We start from the raw sequence: 16,516 nt of genomic DNA, 5'->3' as shown, positions 1-16,516 counted from the left end.
CGATAGCCCCGCATATGAGAGCCTTCAGCTATGAGTAGCAAACCGAAGGCCGTACTCGAAGGCGGGCCCGACGGCCTGAAGACGCGGATCGTCCCCATCACCCCGCCGGGCGTGGAACTGCGGGTGGCCTTCGAGGACGGCTACGAGCGGTTCAAGGTGACGCCGCGCTGGGCGGAGACGCCGGAGGGCAGCCTGCCGGTGTACGAGTGGGTCGCCCATATCGCCCGGTGAACTCCAGTGCCGCCGATTCAGGGATTGGGAACGGTCGGCGCGGCGGATCGGCTGCCGCAGCGGCAGCGCGGGCTTGAACATCCGCACATCCACGAACCCGCCGTGCGGCAGCACCACGGGTTCGCCGTCACCGTGAGCCGATCGGAGGAGTGTCACCGACCGGCGTAATCCGGTGTCAGCGGCCGTATCAGGCCGGTGTCAGCTCGGCATCAGGCCGGATGCCGAGAGTGGTTGTCATGACGAAGAACAACACCTCCGCAGCCACCGCGATCACGTCGACCTGGACCGGCATGGTGCCGGTCGAGGACACCGCCCTGGCCGTCACCGATACCGGCGGTTCCGGTATCCCCGTGGTCTATCTCAACGGCCAGTTCGCCACCCAGGGCTACTGGAAGCGGGTCGTCGCCGAACTCGGTGCCGAGTTCCGGCACATCACCTATGACGAGCGGGCGCGCGGCAAGTCGAAGCGTTCGGCCGACTATTCCTTCGAGGCCGCCGTCCGGGACGTGGACGCCGTGCTGGCCGCCCGGGGGGTGGAGCGGGCGCTGGTGGTGGGCTGGTCCTACGGTGCGTTCGTCGGCGCGCACTGGGCCGCCCGCAATCCGGATCGTGCCGTGGGCGCGGTGCTGGTCGACGGCGCGTTCCCGTACGACTGGCTGGACGACGCCATGGAGCAGCGGATCCGCACGCTGTTCAAGCGGTTGAACTGGGTCATGCCGCTGCTGCGCCCGACGGGTCTGACACCGCGCATGTCGGCGGCGCAGCAGGCCGAGAGCAATATCGAACTCGGCAAGCTCTCCCGCGAGCGTGAACTCGGTCCGGTGCTGGACGGCATCACCGTGCCGACCCGCTATGTGGTGGCCTCGGGGACGTCCTTCGGCAGCCGCGGTGACGAGCAGGAACGCATCCGCACCAGCCTCGACGCGGTGTGCGCCCGCAACCCGCGCATCAGCCTCAGTGCGAAGGTGTCGAGCAACCATTCGCACGTGCTGCGCAAGGACTTTCGCGCCGTCGCGGCGGCGGTCCGGGAAACGGTGGCCGCGGGGCAGCGTTGAATCGCCCGACTCAGACCCGCATCTTGCCGGGACTCCACCAGCCGGAACGGGTTTCGGTGCCGGTGGTGATCTCGGCCGGGGTGGCCGGGTAGAACTGGTCGTAGCGTTCCAGCGAACCCCAGTCGCGGGCCCAGTCGTCCTTCAGATAGGTCGGGATGGTGACCGATCCTGCGATCATCTGCGAGAAGCCGAGCGGCCCACCGAATTCCTCGGCCTGCCAGGTATTGGTGGAGCTGATGGCGAGCGGCCGGTCCGGCAGGATGCGGTAGTTCGGGACCTCCGCCACGCCGTAGCGGTGGTCGAACGGCTGCTGGCAGGGGAACTGGAGGCCGACGGCCCAGTCCAGCAGCACCGGCTGGGTGCCGCCGATGTAGTTGTTGAGCGACTGGAGCTTCGGCACGCGCGGCGGGGTGAACGCCAGCCACTGGTCACCGATGAGGATCGGGTCCTTGGCGTGGATGCGCACCACGTCGACGTCGCCGGGCAGTTCGTCCAGCGGCACCCGCACATTCCGCCAGGACGGCGCGGGACCGATGTCGCGCGGGCGGTACGAGCCGAGCTGTTCGACGCCGCCGTCGGGCAGCCGCCGCCCGTAGTCCAGGAACAGGTCCTGGCCGTAGGTCATGCGCCCGGTGTCGTCGAAGGACATGACGCGTCCGGCCACCGACATGACCACCAGCGGCGCGTCCGCGGAGCGGGCGGGCAGTTCGTACCAGCTGGAATACAACTCGGCGGGCTGCTGCACCCCGTCCTGCCAGCTGCCCATCACCGGTGTGGTGGCCGGGTCGAGTCCGAAGGGCAGCGCCGCGATGGAGCCGTTGACGCCCTCCGCGCCCAGTCCGCCGCCGGTTCCGGCGTTCTCGCCCTCGGCGAAGGCGGGGCCGATGGTCTGGGTGGAGGTGTTGCCGGTGCCGGGCTTCACCTCGACGGCGTCGGCGTCGAGCTGTTGGGGAATGCCATTGGGCGAGAACCCGACCGGCTTCTCCCCGGCGAGCGGGTCACCGTTGAGCGGCGGCCGCTCCGGGTCGATGAGGGGTCGCAGGTTGCCGCTGTTCGGATCGGCTTCCACCAGTACGTCATTGGCGAGTCCGCACGAATTGCCGCCCAGCGCGTCGATATTCGACCGGGCCAGCGAGTACGCCGGGTACTGCGAGTACGCGCCCTTCACCAGTGACAGCACCTCGAACAGCACCATGAACGCGGCCACCACGGTGAGCGGGATGGCGGCGAACTTGCGAATCCGCCTGCCGCGCTTGCTTCGTGCGTCGGCGGGCGGTTTGGCGTAGCCCTCGCGCAGCGACTGCCAGGCCACCAGCGCCAACGCCAGTCCGAACAGGATGAGCATGAAGGTGTTGGACTGGTAGCCCTGCAGGGACACCCGCTTGTCGAACCACGGCACCCCGAAGCTGGACACGTACCAGTACCCGTTGATGCCGGAGAAGGCGACGGCGAGGGTGAACAGCAGCCCCGCCAGGAACACCGACCGGTTCTTGCGGGACCGCAGCGCCGTGGCCGACACCGTCACCGCCGTCACCGCCGCCAGCGAGCCCGCGATGCCCGCGTACGCGCCGAAGTGGTGCGTCCACTTGGTCGGGTTGAACATCATGAAGAAGATGGTTCCGAAGACCACGCCCATGAGCCGCCAGGTCGGCGCGCTGGCGATACCCGGGATCTGCCGCCGCCGCAGCAGCACCAGCAGGGTGGTGATCAGACACAGGATCATGATCAGGAACGCGAACCGCCGCGACAGCGAACCGTCCACGGTCTCCACGAACAGGTAGTAGTAGCGCAGGTAGTCCTCGTACCAGGCCAGGTTGGGGCCGGTGGCCTGGCGCACCCGATTGGCTTCCATGATTCCGGCGAAGGTCTGGTCGCCGAAGACCACGACGAGCACCAGGAATCCGGCCGCGGCGATGGGCGCGAGCAGTGCGGTGGTGCCGAGTTCCCGGTGTTTGCGCACCACGATCCGCACCAGCGGCCGGATGGCGACCAGCAGCGCCGCCACGCACATGAGTCCGGTGGGCGCGGCGGCCAATGTGAACGCAGCGATCAGGACCGCGACGGCCGCGGGCAGCAGCCGCGAGGTGGCGATGGCCCGCTCGATGGACACCCAGGTCAGCAGCGCGCCCAGGGCCACGATGGGCTCCGAGCGCAGGCCGTTGTCGTAGGGCAGCCAGAACGCCAGGAACACCAGTCCACCGGTCCACAGCGCCACCTTGGAGTTGCGCACCCCGCGCCCCAGCCGCGGCACCACCTCGCGGCTGATCACCAGCCAGCAGAGGATGCCGCACAGCAGCGCCGGAATCCGCACCCACGCACTGGCGGTGGAGATTTCGGCGAACGCCTGGATGACGTAGTAGTACCAGCCGAACGGCGCTTCGGGCACGCCGTACCAGCGGAAGTAGTTGGCCATGTAGCCCGCGTGCGGCGCGACCCGGGTCATGGTGAGGATGTAGCCGTCGTCGGAGGTGTTCGCGCCGACGAAATGCCACAGTGTGAGGGTGCCGATCACCGCGCCGTCCGCCCAGGTGGGCTCGAGCCAGTGCCGCGGGAAGATGCGCCGGTGCCCGCGCCCGTCGGCGGTGTCGAGGACACCCAGCGCTCCCATGGCGATCAGGGTGAGCAGCACCGCGCCGATGAGCGCGACCAGTTTCACCACGGTCGGCGTGGAGGAGAACCGCGAATCCACGGTCATCGTGAAGGCCAGTCCAGCCGGGACCTCGCCGACCATATCGGTGAACACGCCGACCACCTGCGGCCGCAGATCACCGAGCAGCTGTCCCTCCAGCGGCACCACCACGGTCTCGGTGCCGCCGCCGGGCACCGGCCGCTCGACGGTCCGGGTCAGGCCCTCGAATTTCGCGTGGGTGCGCGTGCGGTCGGAGGTGATGACGATCTGCGAGCAGTCGCTCATCTCGGACCGCTGCGCGGACGCCACCACCGCATTGCGGTCCACCACATCCACGGTCTCGCCCGACACCCGCACGAACAGCGCCTGCAGGTCGGCCTCCCGCCCCTGTGGCGGCGCGGTCGACAGCAGGATCCCACCCCGTGGATCGGCCAGCTGCGTCACCGCCGCGCAGGGGATGCTCACATCCAGGTCGATGGGCACCTGCGACATGAGCGGCGCTTGGATATTGCCCAGCGTCCCGTTCTGCGGCCAGTCGATCACCGCCGTCGTCTGCTTGACGGGCAGGAACGGCGTGGCCAGCGCGAGCAGCGCGCCGAGCACGCCCGCGACTATCGCGATGAGCTTCGCGGTGCGGAAGTCACGCGGCGTCGCGGCGGGCGTCTCGGGCGGTGTCGGCTTGGTCAGAACAGCGGCGGTGGCGTCGGGCACGGAGAGAGATGGTATCTGGGAACACCGTGAGTGACCGCGTTCACTGGGCCGTTGCGGGACGTATACCGGGGCAAGTTGATTCCAGCCGGAAATACTCGCGGAGTCGCCCGGCGAACCTCCAGGTCAACGCGGCCTCGGAGCGAGGCTCGGCGTCTGGTCAGGAGTCAGTCGACGGAGTTCAGCGCGGGTCGTCGGTGCCGGACGCGCGCCGCTCGCCGAATCGGCCGGTGTCGCCGTGGCGAGCTTGATCCGCGCACGACCCATCAGCGCGGACCTGATCGACCAGCCCACCGGGTGCCCACCGACAACGCCGATCGATTCGGCCTCGACTCACCGCGCCCGGATCGGGGCGTCGTCCGCCAGCCCGGAACGCGTCTGCACCGTGACGTCCAGTTCCGCCGGTTCGGCGTCGCTCACGTACGGCGTGAACTTCTCCAGCGAACCCCAGTCCCGTCCCCAGTCGTCGTCGAGATAGGTGGGCACGGTCTGGGCTTTCAGGAGCAGCTCGGTCCAGCCCAGGGGGCCGCCGCCGATATCGTCCTGCCACGCGTTGGAGGCGTCGGAGCCGACCCGGTCGGGCATGATGCGCCACCGCGGGACCTCGGCGACGCCGTCGTGGTGGTCGAAGGGGCGCTGGCACGGGAAGGCGAGGCCGACATGCCAGTCCTCCAGCACCGGGGCGGTGCGGCCGACGACCGCGTCGAGGGTGGCCAGCTTGGGCAGGCGCGGCGGGGTGACCGCCAGCCACTGCTTCTGGGTGATGTCGGCGTCGTGGGCGACCAGGCGAACGGCGTTGGCCGAGGCCGGAATATCGCGCAGCGGCACCCGCAGGTTGCGCCAGGAGGGTGCGGGGCCGATGTCGATGGGTCGGATGCGCCCGACATCGGTCACGGTGCCGTCGTCGGCACGGGTGCCGTATTCCACCCACAGGTCCTGGCCGTAGGTTTCGACGCCGTCGGCGTCGATGTAGCGGATGCGACCGGCGGCGGTGACCACGAGCACCCGGTAGGCCGGGTCGTCGCGCATGCTGTCGGTCAGATCCAGCCGGTACCAGTGCGTGGTGAGGTCGGCGATCCGCTGCTCGTCCTGGGTGTAGCTGCCCAGGACCGGGGTGCGTGACGGGTCGAGCCCGAAGGGCAGCGCCACATTCGAGCCGTTGATCCCGGCCTGCTGGCGGCTGCCGCCGCCGGTGCCCGCGCCGGTGGTGTTGCTGGTCTTGTTGTCCTCGGTGCCGACGGAATTGGCGCTGCCGGTGACCGTCTCCTCCTCGTCGGCGGTGAGGTCGGCAGCCACCCCGTCGGGGGCGAAACCGGTGTTCTCGGCGTTCAATCCGTCGGCGGGCGACCCGTCGAAGGGATGCAGCAGCGAATCGGCGGTATCGGTCTCCACCAGCACCTCATTGGCCAGCGCGCACGAATCCCCGCCCAGCGCACGCAGATTCGACTCGGCGATGGAGTAGGCCGGGTACTGGGTGACGGCGGCCTTGGCCAGCGACGCCACCTCGAACACCACCAGCGCGGCCGCCGCGATGGTCAGCGGCATGGTGGCGAACTTGTCGAAACGCCGCACCCCGCGTGGGGTTTTCGCGTACGGCTGCCGGTAGTGCTGGATCAGCGCGACGAGTAGGAACACCACCGCGAGCCCGAGGAACAGCGTCGAGAAACCCTTGCCGGCGATGGACGGCGCCTTGTCCCACCACGGGACACCGTAGCTGGACACGTACCACCAGCCGTTGGACCCGGTGAAGGTGATGGCGAGCAGGAAGAACACCGCCGCCGTGAACAGCGAGCGATTGCGCGGCGAGCGAATCCCGTTGACGCCCACCGCGACCGCGGTGAGCGCGGCCAGCGAGCCCGCCAGCCCCGCGTACACGCCGAAGTGGTGGGTCCACTTGGTGGGGGTGAACATCATGAGGAACAGCGACATGAACACGATGCCGAGAATCCGCGCCGACGGTCCGCGTGAGGTGCCCGGAATCCGCCCGTTCTTGCGCAGCATCACCAGCACGCACACACCGAGGCAGAGCAGCATGATCAGCACCCCGAAGCGCCGGGACAGCGAGCCGTCGGGGGAGAGCATGAGCAGCGAATCCCACCGTGTGCGCTCGTCGAACCAGGCCACGTTCGGCCCGACCAGCGTGCGCACCCGCGTCGCCTCCATGACGGTGGCCAGCGTCTGGTCGGCGAAAACGACCACCAGCACCAGGGTTCCGGCCGCGACCCCCGGAGCCAGCAGCGCGGCATACCGCAGTACCGCCGCGCCCCAGCCGGACTTGCCCTCCGCCGTGGAACGGGCGGGTGCGTCGCCGCCGCGTGTCGCTTTCGCGGCCTGCGGCTCGTCGGCCGCGCCGGAGTCCGGAGATTCGGCGGCTTCTCGCTCCACCTCCGAGCGTGGCACGACGGTCTGATGCACCATCGGGTAGTCCGCCCGCGCCCGCTTGATGATGTGCTGGAGCACCGGTCGCGAACCCGCGATGAGCGCGGCCAGGCAGATCAGCCCGGTCGGCCCCGCGGCCAGCGAGAACGCGGCGATGAGCACGGCGACGGCGGCGGGCAGCAGCCGTCCGGTGGCGATGGCGCGTTCCATGGAGCACCAGGTGAGCAGTGCGCCCGCCGCGATGAGCGGTTCGGGCCGCAGCCCGTTGTCGTAGGGCAGCCAGGCGGCCAGGAACACCAGTCCGGCCGTCCACAGCGCCACCCGGTCGCGGCGCACGCGAGCGCCCAGGCGCGGCAGCACTTCTCGGCTGATCACCAGCCAGCACACGATGCCCGCGAGCAGCGACGGCAGCCGCATCCACGGGCTGGCATCGCTGATGCGCGTCATCCAGGCCAGCAGTTCGTACGGCCATCCGAACGGTGCCTCGGCCACCCCGAACCACCGGTAGTAGTTGGCCATGTACCCCGACTCGCGCGAGGCGCGAGCCATATTCAGGATGTAGCCGTCATCGGAGGTATTGGCCCCGATGACGTGCCACAGCACCAGCGTGCCCAGCACGGTCACGTCGGCGAGCGAGACCTTCCACCAGTGCGCGGGCAGGAAGCGCCGGTGCCGCCGTCCGTCGGTGGTGTCCATCAGATGCAGGGCGATGAGCGCGATGATGGTGAACACCACCGCGCCGATCATGGCCAGCCGCTTGAGCAGGCTGGGGCTGGAGGTGAAGCGCGCGTCGATCTCGACCGCGGCCGTGGCCGCGCCCAGCCGGTCCCGTGGCACATCGGTGAAGATGCCCACCACCTGCGGTCGCGCGTCGCCGCCGACCTGCCCGGCGAACGGCGTGCCGTCCTGCCGTGTCGCACCGGTGATCTCGGTGCGCGTCTCGGCGGCGGACGAGGTCACCGTCAGCGCCCCGCAGTCGGCGAGTTCGGCCAGCGGGGCGGACAGCAGCGGAATATTGCGCACCAGCACCTGTACGGTGCGGCCGGTCTCGGGTTCGTCCTCCACCCGGACCACCAGGCCCTTGTCCACCGCCTGCCCGGATGCCGCCGGGACGGTCGAGAACAGTGTGCCGGCCTGCACTCCGTCGCGCACCACCTCGCACGGCAGTGCGACCCTGAGCTCCAGCGGCGTGTACGACACCAGCGGCGCCTCCAGATTCGCGGTCTCGCCCTGCGGCCAGTGCAGCGTCGGCCGGTCCTGCTCGATCGGCAGGACGGGCATCAGCACTGCCAGCACGACGGCCAGCAGACCGGAGATCAGGGCGATCAGGCGGAGTCGGGGTAACGCTCGGGTGTCTGCGCGCACGGACGTCGATGCTATCGACCCTTGCTCGTCCGATACCGCAACAGCACCACCCCGGAGCGAAATGCCGTGGTCTCGGTGGCTCAGGCTCAGACGAGTCCGCGCACGTCCCATATCCAGACGCCGTTGACGCGCTGCCCGTGGAATCCGAGCAACTGGTCCACGGTGAGGCGCAGGACCTCGCCGTTTTCGGTGGGCGGCAGCACCAGCACATCGGCCTGCCAGTACCGCAGATCCGCCAGCGCCTGGGCGCGCAGCGCGTCGTCGACGACCGGAACCCGGTTGCCTTTCTGTGCTTTCATGAGCAGGGCGGCGGTGGGCCGGTCGTCGGGGCCGTAGCGGCCCTTCTTGTCGACACCGGTGGGCCCCACGAAATAGCCGCCCGCCAGCGGGAAGCTGAAGTCGGCGGCGGTCTGCCAGCGCAGGGCGCGGGCGTCCGGCGGGGTCGGCGGCGGCACGATCACCACGGAACCGTCGGTGACATACCGGTTCACAGTGCCGTCGGCGAAGAAGGCCGGGGTAGGGGTGCGCTGCACCACCGGAAGAATGGTGGGGGTGAGCGGCACCAGCGCCAGGGCCAGCGCGGCGAACCAGGCCAGCGGCCGCCAGTCGGTCGCCGACGCACGCCAGTACTGCACCGCCCGCTGCGTCGCGAGCGCCAGAATGGCGGCGATGGCCGGTACGGCGGCGAAGGTGAAGCGCGATTCCAGCACCGAATTCACCAGCGGCAGCTGCTCGAACCAGTGCCAGGGCAGTGCGATTCCGGTGTCCTCGCGGCCGATCATCAGGGTCGACCCCAGCGACAGCAGGGTGAACGCCACGATCACCACGCTCGCCGCGCGCACCACCCGGTTGCGCCACAGCAGGATCGCGCTGACGGTGACGAGCAGCAGCAGCGGCCAGCCGAAGTAGGAGTTCTCCTCGGTGGGGTTGATGGCCACGTTCGTGCCCGGGGAGAGCATGCCGCCCAGTGATTCGGAGGGGAACTGGAACAGCGCCTCGAGATCGTTGCCCATCGGGCCGTGGTCGATGGACCGGTACGACTGCGGCCCGAAGAACTGCCACCACAGCGGAATCTCGGTGAGCGCCACCGTGATCAGCGCGGCCAGGGCGACCGTGGGCGTGATGCCGCGCAGCACGCGCCAGCCCGCTCGCGGCCGGTGCAAGTAGTACACGAGCGCGAAGACGCCGAAGGCCATGGCGTAGATGAGCAGCGGTTCCTCGCCCAGCGCGATCTGCATCGCCACCAGCAGGCCGAGGATCACGGCGTCGCGGCCGCGCCGCCCGAACGGTCGCGCTGTCGCGGTGTCCCGGTCTTCGCCGGCGGTTTCCGCGCGCTTGGCCAAGCGGAGGAATTGCGCGGTGATGACCGGCAGCAGCAGGAGCACCACGAAGTTCGGGTGTGCGTTGCCGTGCGAGATCATGCCGGGCGCGAAGCCGCAGAACAGGCCGCCGATCGCCGCCGCGGGCCGGGAGTCGACGAGGTGGCGCGAGAACAGCCAGTACCAGGCGAGGGCCGTTCCGGCCAGCCCGAGGGTGAGTACGAGCACGAAGGTGACGGTCGGCCCGAACAGCAGGGTGATGGGGGTGAACGGCACGCCGACGCCGAACATGGCGGTATTCGCCATCATGTTGACGCCGTCGGGATAGTTCTGCAGCACGGTGCCGAGCGGATTCTCCAGGTTCGCGACCTTGTGCGCGGTGACGGCGAAGAACCATTCCCACATGGTTTGGTCCTGACCGCTCTTGATCAGGTACCCGTTATCGGGATGCCGCCACTGTCCGGAGAGCACCAGCACGGCCAGCGTGAGATAGCCGCCCGCGATCAGGAGGTCGGCGCGGGCGAGCCGGAGGCGGTGCGCGATGCGTCGGGGCCGGGACAGGGGAGGGGCGGTCTCCGGGACGGTCCGCTCCAGCACAGCCACGGCCGACCCGGCTTCGTCCGGCCGGTCGGTTTCCCGCCCCGAATTCACAAGCTGACTCCTCTTACTGGCACATCAGCTCGCCACGCTACCGGCTGCGGCTGAGATTCCGCTGGCAAGTCCAGGAGTTATCCACAGAGAACATCACCAATCCACAGATTTCAGGCGGTTTATCCCCAGATGGGTCCAGTGCGCGGTCGCCGTGGCCGCAAGCGCCTACCGTTTCGGTATGCGATTGCATTTCGACCTCGAGGAGGACGAGGAGTTCACCGTCGCCGCCGAGCTCCTGGTGCGGCGCTGTGCGGAGTGGGCGCGGCAGCGGGGGACGCCGATCGTGGAGCCGATCGCGGGCGTCGCGCTGGAGGCCCGCCACCTGAGCAGCGACGGCCGGCTCGCGCACTGGACGCCGGATGCGGTCTGCGATGTGCTGCTGGACTGGATCCCCGATGCCGCGTCCGAGATCGGCCGGGCCGCCGACGCCCCGGATACGCTCCGAACCCTGCTCGGTTACCTGGCCGACAACGGGTTGCTGGACCCCCGAGGCAGCGGGCTCGACGAGCTCCTGGCGGCGATCACCGAGACAGAGCCCGAATTCCGCGCGGAACTACGCACCTCCCTCGCCCTGGAAAGGGCCCAGTCTCTGGACGCGGACGGCGCTCCGGGCGTGAGCGGGTGGGGCCGGATGGACGGTGCTCTGGAGGCGGGCCGGGCAGACCGGGCGGGTGGCGCTGTCAGGGCGAGCCGGGCGGACGACGCTCCAGGTGCGAGCCGGGCAGACGACGCTCTCGAGGTGAGCCGGGCAGACCAAGCGGATGAAGCTCCGTGGGCGAGCCGCACGGATGGAGCTCCGAGGGCAGGTCGCGCCGAAGACGCTCCGGGTGCGAACCGGGCGGGCGACGTTCCGGGTGTGAAGGGGGCGGATCGGGCGGGCGGTGTTCCGGGTGCGAACCGCGTGGACGGTGCGTTCGGATCGTCCGGCGCGTTCGGGACCGGCGGTGTACCAGGGGCGAACGGTGCATCCGATCCACACAGTGCATTCGGCGCACACAGCCCGTCCGGTCCGCACGGTGCCGACGCGGAGATCCCCGAGGCGCTGATGCGGGTGCTGACCGGCGATCTGGATGTGGCCGACCTCGACTCGGCCGATCTGGATCCGGCCGAGGTGGACGAACTGGTGGCGCTCCTGGAATCCGGGCTGATCAGCCACGTCCCCGACCTGCTCGGCGGCGACGAAGCCCCCGTGCGGACCTTCGCCCAACCGCCGGTCGTCCTGCCGGATCATGTGGATCTGGTCGCGGCCGCCGAGTCGGCACCGGTGGTGCGCCAGCTGCGGCTGCTGGTGGACTGGGCCGGTACCGGCCGCCCGCTCACGGCGCAGCGCCGCCTGCGGATTGCCGACGCCCGCGAACTGGTCGCCCTGCTCGACACCGGCGACGATGTGACGGGCGTCCGCGACGCGACGCGGCTCCCGGGGCTGTCCAGGCTGGTCGCGTGGGCGAAACACCTGCGTCTGGTACGTGTCGTACAGGGCGAACTGCGCCAGGTGGCCAAGGCGCGTCCGTTGCTGCGTGATCCCCTGTCGCTGTGGCGGCGCGCCTTCGACGCGGTTCTCGCATCGCCGGAGATCGTCTACGGCACAACGCGATTCGATGAGCTGGCCCTGCTGTCGGATGTGCACGAGCTGGTGCTGCCGGACATGCTCAACACCCTGTACGGCATGCCGCACCCGATGCCGCTGCGGCGGCTCGAGGAGCCGGTGTGGGCGCAGTGGTCGGAGAACTACGCGGACTTCCCGCTCTCGGGCTCACCGCTGGACGAGCGGGCGCGTATCCGCGCGGACCTGCTGACCGCATTCCAGGTGCTGGACCGCCTCGGTGCCGTCGAGTTGACGCGTGGCGTCGCGGACCCGATGTACCTGTCGGATCTCAGCGACCCCGAGTTCGATCCGGTGCCCTGGCTCGATGCCAAGGCGCGCAAGGCATTACGCACCGATCTACGCAAACCGGGCACCCTCTTGGCGCTGACCGACCTGGGCACCGCCGCCATGCGGGACCGGCTGCTCGCCGAGGGGCGTGAGGCCGGAGTCGTCGGCGAACTGCGCGCCGCCGAAGCCGCCGGACTGCTCGGCGTCATCGCCGACCACTACACCGCCGAGACCGCCCATCTGGAGATCCACGGCTGGCTCGACGCCCACCACGGCGACCGTGAGCCGCTGCTCCAGGCGATCCGGGACTGCCCTTTCCGCGGCCGCGCGGCCGCCATGCTGCGTATCCTGACCCTGGCACTCCCCGACGGCCCGCGCCTACTGCGCGCCCTGCGCGGCGACCCGGTGCTGACCCCGCTGGTGGTGGCCCAGCTCGTCTCCGACGGCGAACTGAGCACGGCCGACATCACCGATGACGAGGGCCTGCTCGCCATGGCGGAAAGCATGCTGCAATTGCTCGAACTCGGCGGCCCCGCAGCGGTATTGGAGCAACTGGCCGATACGCCGCCGACCGAACGCGGCGAGCTGGCGCGCACACTCGCCGAATCCGGACATCCGGCCCGAACGGCCCTCGCCGAACTGCTGTCCGTCATACGGACGCCGACAGTGCACGGCAGGCGGTACCGGGGCGGCAGTTGAACCGGGCCAATCGGATGAGAATTGATCGCAGGTCAAATAGATTTCCTGTTCTCTCGCAATGCGATTCGCGATAGAATCGAGATATGAACGGGGGAGGGGGAATTCAGGAGCGCGGCATCGCCCGCGAAATGCTCGCAGCGGCGACCAGCGCACTGACCTGCGATCTCACCCGCATGAATGATGACGATTTCGTCGAATGGATGCGCGAGGTCGAAACCGCGCGGCGGCTGCTGGATGCGTTGTCGCACAAGCTGGTAATCGAAACCTCCGACCGTTCACTGGGCGAACGGTCCGGTGTAGCGGGCACCAGACAATTTCTGGTCGAGACCCTGCGAATCTCCCGGGCCGACGCCAATTCCCGCTATCGCATGGCCGAGAAACTGGGCCGATTCCATCTGCTGGCCGGACTCGACGGCGCGGTCGAATTGCCGAATACCGCACGCGCCCAGTCCGATGGTGCGATCTCCGCCGACCACGCCCGCCAGATCATGAAGGTGATGCAGCGGATTCCGCACGCGGTGCCCCGCACCGACCGCGAAGCGGCCGAACTCGTGCTGGCCGACACCGCTCGCAAGGTCACCCCCGACGATCTCCCTCGCGTGGGCGACGAGATCCTCGGCTATCTCGACCCCGATGGCGCGCTGCCCGACGACCGCGACCGCTCCCGGCAGCGTCAGCTGGTTCCGGGCTGCCAGCGCCCCGACGGCATGTCGCCGCTCAACGGCCTGGTCGATCCGACCTTGCGGGCCTTCCTGGACATGGTCTTCGCGAAATGGGGACGGCCGGGCACGAACAACCCCGACGACCCCGACAGCCCCCGCACCGCCGCCGGTGCCGTCGACCCCGCCCTGATCGAGGCCGCTGCCCGGCGCGACCGGCGTTCGGCCGGGCAGCGCAACCACGACGCCCTCACCGCATTCCTAGCGGCCAGCGGCGGCCCGCAGCGCCTGGGCACCCATCGCGGCCTGCCGGTATCGGTCATCCTGACCATGAACCTCGGCGATGTCGAACGCGCTCTCGGCATCGACTCGATCGTCGAGCCCGGCGACGCGGTCGCACGCACGGCATCCGGCACCCGCATGTCGATCACCGAGGCCCTGCGCATGGCGCAGCGTTCGATACCGACCCTGGTGGTGTTCGACCACACCGGCATGCCCCTGCACCTCGGCGGCAGCCGCCGACTCGGCTCCCCGTGGCAGCGCCTCGCCCTCATCGCGGCCGAACGCGGTTGCACCCGACCCGGCTGCGACGCCCCGGCCGTCTACTGCGCCGTCCACCACAAACGCGAACACGTCGCCGACGGCCCCACCGACATCGAAAACCTCACCCTCGCCTGCGACCCCTGCCACGCTCGCATCACCAACACCCCCCAAGGCTGGAGCACCCCCGCCCCGCCCCTCGGGTCCGGCGCCGTCGGCCCCGCCACCTGGATCGCCCCCCACCACGTCGACCCCACCCGCACCCCGCGTGTCAACCCCCGCCACCACGGCGACAAACTACTCACCCACGCCCGCCGCCAGATTCTGGCCGATTACGCGCACGCCGCCGAACAACACCGGCACTGGCTGGCCGCTCCCGACACCGCTCCGAACCTGCCGCAGGTCTCCGTGGACGCCGATGGGCAGCCCCCGGACGGACAGCGCCGAGACAGCCACCGCATCTGCACCCGAAGACCTCGCCGTGGCAGTTGAACGCCACGGACAATGCATCATCCCCGCAGGCCGCGCCCGACGGGTGTGATCAGCCCTGCCAAATGCCGCTGGCGAGGAAGCTGTCCCACTGCTCCGGGGTGAACCACAGCTCCGGCCCACCGGGATTCTTGGAATCACGCACGCCGACAGCACTTTCCGCGTGAAACAGCTCGACGCACTGCTTCCCGGCATCGGATCGGCTCGACTTGTACCACGTCCCTGATACCGACTCTTTCACGGCGCATACTCCTTAATCGATTGGGATACTAGGGTTCTGGTGTCTTCTTCTGTCAACGCTACTGCCCGCAGTGCCGTGATCGCGCGCTCATACACGTCGACCTCGCTCGCCTGTTCGTGGAATACACTGCCGATCAAGCCTTCTGCGTACACCACCGGTGGTAACACCATCCCGCTCTGCCCTTTGGGCAACCGGAGCAGCGTGAAGATCTGGATTGTGTGCCCGCGGTGCGGGCCTGCCGAGAACGGTATGGCGCGGATGCTGATGTTCTCCCGTTCGCCCACCTCGGCCAGCCAGCGGAGTTGTGCGGCCATGACGGACAGTTCGCAGGGACGATTTCGCATGACGGCTTCGGACAGAAAGCACTCGAGCCGAAACGTTGGGTCATCCAACCGGAGTTGGCGCTGCCGCAGTAGCGCCAACCGCCGTTCGGTGTCGACGGCAGGAAGGTCGGGTTCATCCGTTCGGATGATCGCGCGCCGGTAGTCGGGAATCTGGAGCAGGCCGGGAACAATGGAGGGCTGATAGGCGACGATCTCCTCAGCGACACCCTCGAGACGCAGGAACTTCTCGAAGTTCGGTGCGACCTGGTCGCTGTACGCCTTCCAGAAGCCCTTCGAGTTCCCCTGTGCCTTAGCGGCTTTGTCCTGCTCACGAATCTCCTGCCACAACCGCAGCGCTTCGGTGCGATCTGTCTCTGTGGCGCAGTAGAAGTCGAGCAAGCTTCTGATCTGTGGCGTCGTCAGCTTGGTGGGCGAGCCGTCCTCCATGCGCATGAGGACGAACCGTGTCACCTCGAGATGATTCGCCGCCGCCAGTAGCGCGCTACGCGGAGCCTTCTTCCGGATTGCTTCCATGAAGTTGCCGAAATCCATGCGAGAAACGGTCAATCCGGCCATTTCGTTAGCCTCGCTATTCGGGGACTGTGGTTGCCACACACGTGCGTGGCGCACATCCATCGTATTTCGTGCTCGGTTCTCCATGCACGTATCACGAGAATTGATTCGGGTGTCTACTGGTCCTACACCCGGCGACGACAGCGCGCATCCGCCGCTCGGTGCTTCGAATCGAACCGGTACGCACGCGAGGAGATCGGCGAATGTATTGGGAAGTCTGGATTCTGGGATTGGCGGCGCTGGGTGCCCTCGTCTTCGTGTGGGCGATGCGCGGTATCGGCGAGGACTGGCGGGAGGACCGCGAGCTTCCCCCTTTCGTCCTGCCGTACGTCGAAGGCACCGGGAGCGTGGAAGTTCCGCGTCCGCACCGTCGCGGTGGCGTGCATCGCTCCGGGCGTGGCAGACATCGGTGCGGCAGCGGATTCGATGGTCGCCTGCTGGCGGCGGGTTCACCGAGCGGCGGCAAGTGATGCTCGAATCGCCGCCGACAGCGGGTGCCGACCGTGCGCCATGCCCCGCGTGGGGCTCCTACCAGCTGGCCCGTCATAGTCTCGAAGCTCACGTCGGATGTCGCGGCGTGGACTGCCCGCACAAGGCCCCGGCCATCGCGGCCTTGATCGAGGCGGTCGATGCGGAGTTGGTGCAGGTACGCATGCTGATCGAGGATGCGACATCCACCGAGCCCACGGGCGATCCCCTTGCCCGCCATGCCGATGAGTTCGCCGCTCGCCTGGCGGCCGTGAGCCGGGCCGCTGACGCAACCCGAAGCGGCGGCCGAGCCT

General features: G+C 69.0%; 11 protein-coding genes. 6 read left to right on the top strand and 5 right to left on the bottom strand.

Annotated elements, in window-relative coordinates:
• Window positions 1-30 precede the first annotated feature (30 nt).
• Both QK444_RS16480 and QK444_RS16475 read left to right on the top strand, forming a co-directional pair.
• Window positions 31-231, top strand: coding sequence for a DUF5988 family protein (locus QK444_RS16480; RefSeq protein WP_282781254.1), 201 nt, complete (start codon window positions 31-33; stop codon window positions 229-231).
• Window positions 232-467: 236 nt separating this feature from the next.
• A complete protein-coding gene (locus QK444_RS16475; protein WP_282781253.1) occupies window positions 468-1,286 on the top strand; it encodes an alpha/beta hydrolase in 819 nt (272 codons plus the stop codon).
• A 10-nt stretch (window positions 1,287-1,296) separates the two neighbouring features.
• Here the strand turns inward: QK444_RS16475 and QK444_RS16470 are convergent, their stop codons facing one another.
• From QK444_RS16470 to QK444_RS16460, 3 genes are all read right to left on the bottom strand, one after another.
• Window positions 1,297-4,602: an arabinosyltransferase domain-containing protein gene (locus QK444_RS16470; protein WP_282781260.1), complete on the bottom strand. Its 3,306-nt coding sequence runs from the start codon at window positions 4,600-4,602 to the stop codon at window positions 1,297-1,299.
• Window positions 4,603-4,956: 354 nt separating this feature from the next.
• Complete coding sequence (locus QK444_RS16465; protein ID WP_282781257.1) at window positions 4,957-8,283, bottom strand: arabinosyltransferase domain-containing protein; 3,327 nt, start codon at window positions 8,281-8,283, stop codon at window positions 4,957-4,959.
• Between the two features lie 170 nt (window positions 8,284-8,453).
• A complete protein-coding gene (locus QK444_RS16460; RefSeq protein WP_282781251.1) occupies window positions 8,454-10,337 on the bottom strand; it encodes a DUF6541 family protein in 1,884 nt (627 codons plus the stop codon).
• 178 nt (window positions 10,338-10,515) lie between these two features.
• Here QK444_RS16460 and QK444_RS16455 point away from each other — a divergent pair, with 178 nt between their 5' ends.
• A complete protein-coding gene (locus QK444_RS16455; protein ID WP_282781249.1) occupies window positions 10,516-12,909 on the top strand; it encodes a hypothetical protein in 2,394 nt (797 codons plus the stop codon).
• Window positions 12,910-12,992: 83 nt separating this feature from the next.
• A complete protein-coding gene (locus tag QK444_RS16450; RefSeq protein ID WP_282781247.1) occupies window positions 12,993-14,600 on the top strand; it encodes an HNH endonuclease signature motif containing protein in 1,608 nt (535 codons plus the stop codon).
• Between the two features lie 49 nt (window positions 14,601-14,649).
• On the opposite strand, the gene QK444_RS16445 is transcribed toward QK444_RS16450, so the two are convergent.
• The gene (locus tag QK444_RS16445; protein ID WP_282781245.1) at window positions 14,650-14,838 is read right to left on the bottom strand and encodes a DUF397 domain-containing protein; all 189 of its coding nucleotides are present in this window, start codon (window positions 14,836-14,838) and stop codon (window positions 14,650-14,652) included.
• Entirely contained in the window at window positions 14,835-15,737 is a 903-nt protein-coding gene (locus QK444_RS16440) for a DUF5753 domain-containing protein (RefSeq protein WP_282781243.1), read from the bottom strand. The genes QK444_RS16445 and QK444_RS16440 overlap by 4 nt, the downstream gene beginning before the upstream one ends.
• A 200-nt stretch (window positions 15,738-15,937) precedes the next feature.
• Here QK444_RS16440 and QK444_RS16435 point away from each other — a divergent pair, with 200 nt between their 5' ends.
• Window positions 15,938-16,204 (top strand): hypothetical protein, encoded by a 267-nt coding sequence (locus QK444_RS16435; protein WP_282781241.1) that lies wholly within the window; start codon window positions 15,938-15,940, stop codon window positions 16,202-16,204.
• Window positions 16,205-16,311: 107 nt separating this feature from the next.
• The coding region (locus tag QK444_RS16430) for a hypothetical protein (RefSeq protein WP_282781240.1) at window positions 16,312-16,516 on the top strand (205 nt) is incomplete at its 3' end.

The organism is Nocardia sp. CC201C (assembly GCF_030010695.1).
Classification (GTDB): Bacteria; Actinomycetota; Actinomycetes; order Mycobacteriales; family Mycobacteriaceae; genus Nocardia; species Nocardia otitidiscaviarum.
Note: the sequence above shows the minus strand (reverse complement) of the source record. Positions and strands in the feature narration are given on the sequence as shown.

Excerpts from the sequence above, each read along its gene's own strand:
- QK444_RS16480 (WP_282781254.1), top strand. The coding sequence starts at position 31 with ATGAGTAGCAAACCGAAGGCCGTACTCGAAGGCGGGCCCGACGGCCTG.
- QK444_RS16475 (WP_282781253.1), top strand. The coding sequence starts at position 468 with ATGACGAAGAACAACACCTCCGCAGCCACCGCGATCACGTCGACCTGG.
- QK444_RS16465 (WP_282781257.1), bottom strand. The coding sequence starts at position 8,283 with ATGCCCGTCCTGCCGATCGAGCAGGACCGGCCGACGCTGCACTGGCCG.
- QK444_RS16455 (WP_282781249.1), top strand. The coding sequence starts at position 10,516 with ATGCGATTGCATTTCGACCTCGAGGAGGACGAGGAGTTCACCGTCGCC.
- QK444_RS16450 (WP_282781247.1), top strand. The coding sequence starts at position 12,993 with ATGAACGGGGGAGGGGGAATTCAGGAGCGCGGCATCGCCCGCGAAATG.
- QK444_RS16440 (WP_282781243.1), bottom strand. The coding sequence starts at position 15,737 with ATGGCCGGATTGACCGTTTCTCGCATGGATTTCGGCAACTTCATGGAA.
- QK444_RS16435 (WP_282781241.1), top strand. The coding sequence starts at position 15,938 with ATGTATTGGGAAGTCTGGATTCTGGGATTGGCGGCGCTGGGTGCCCTC.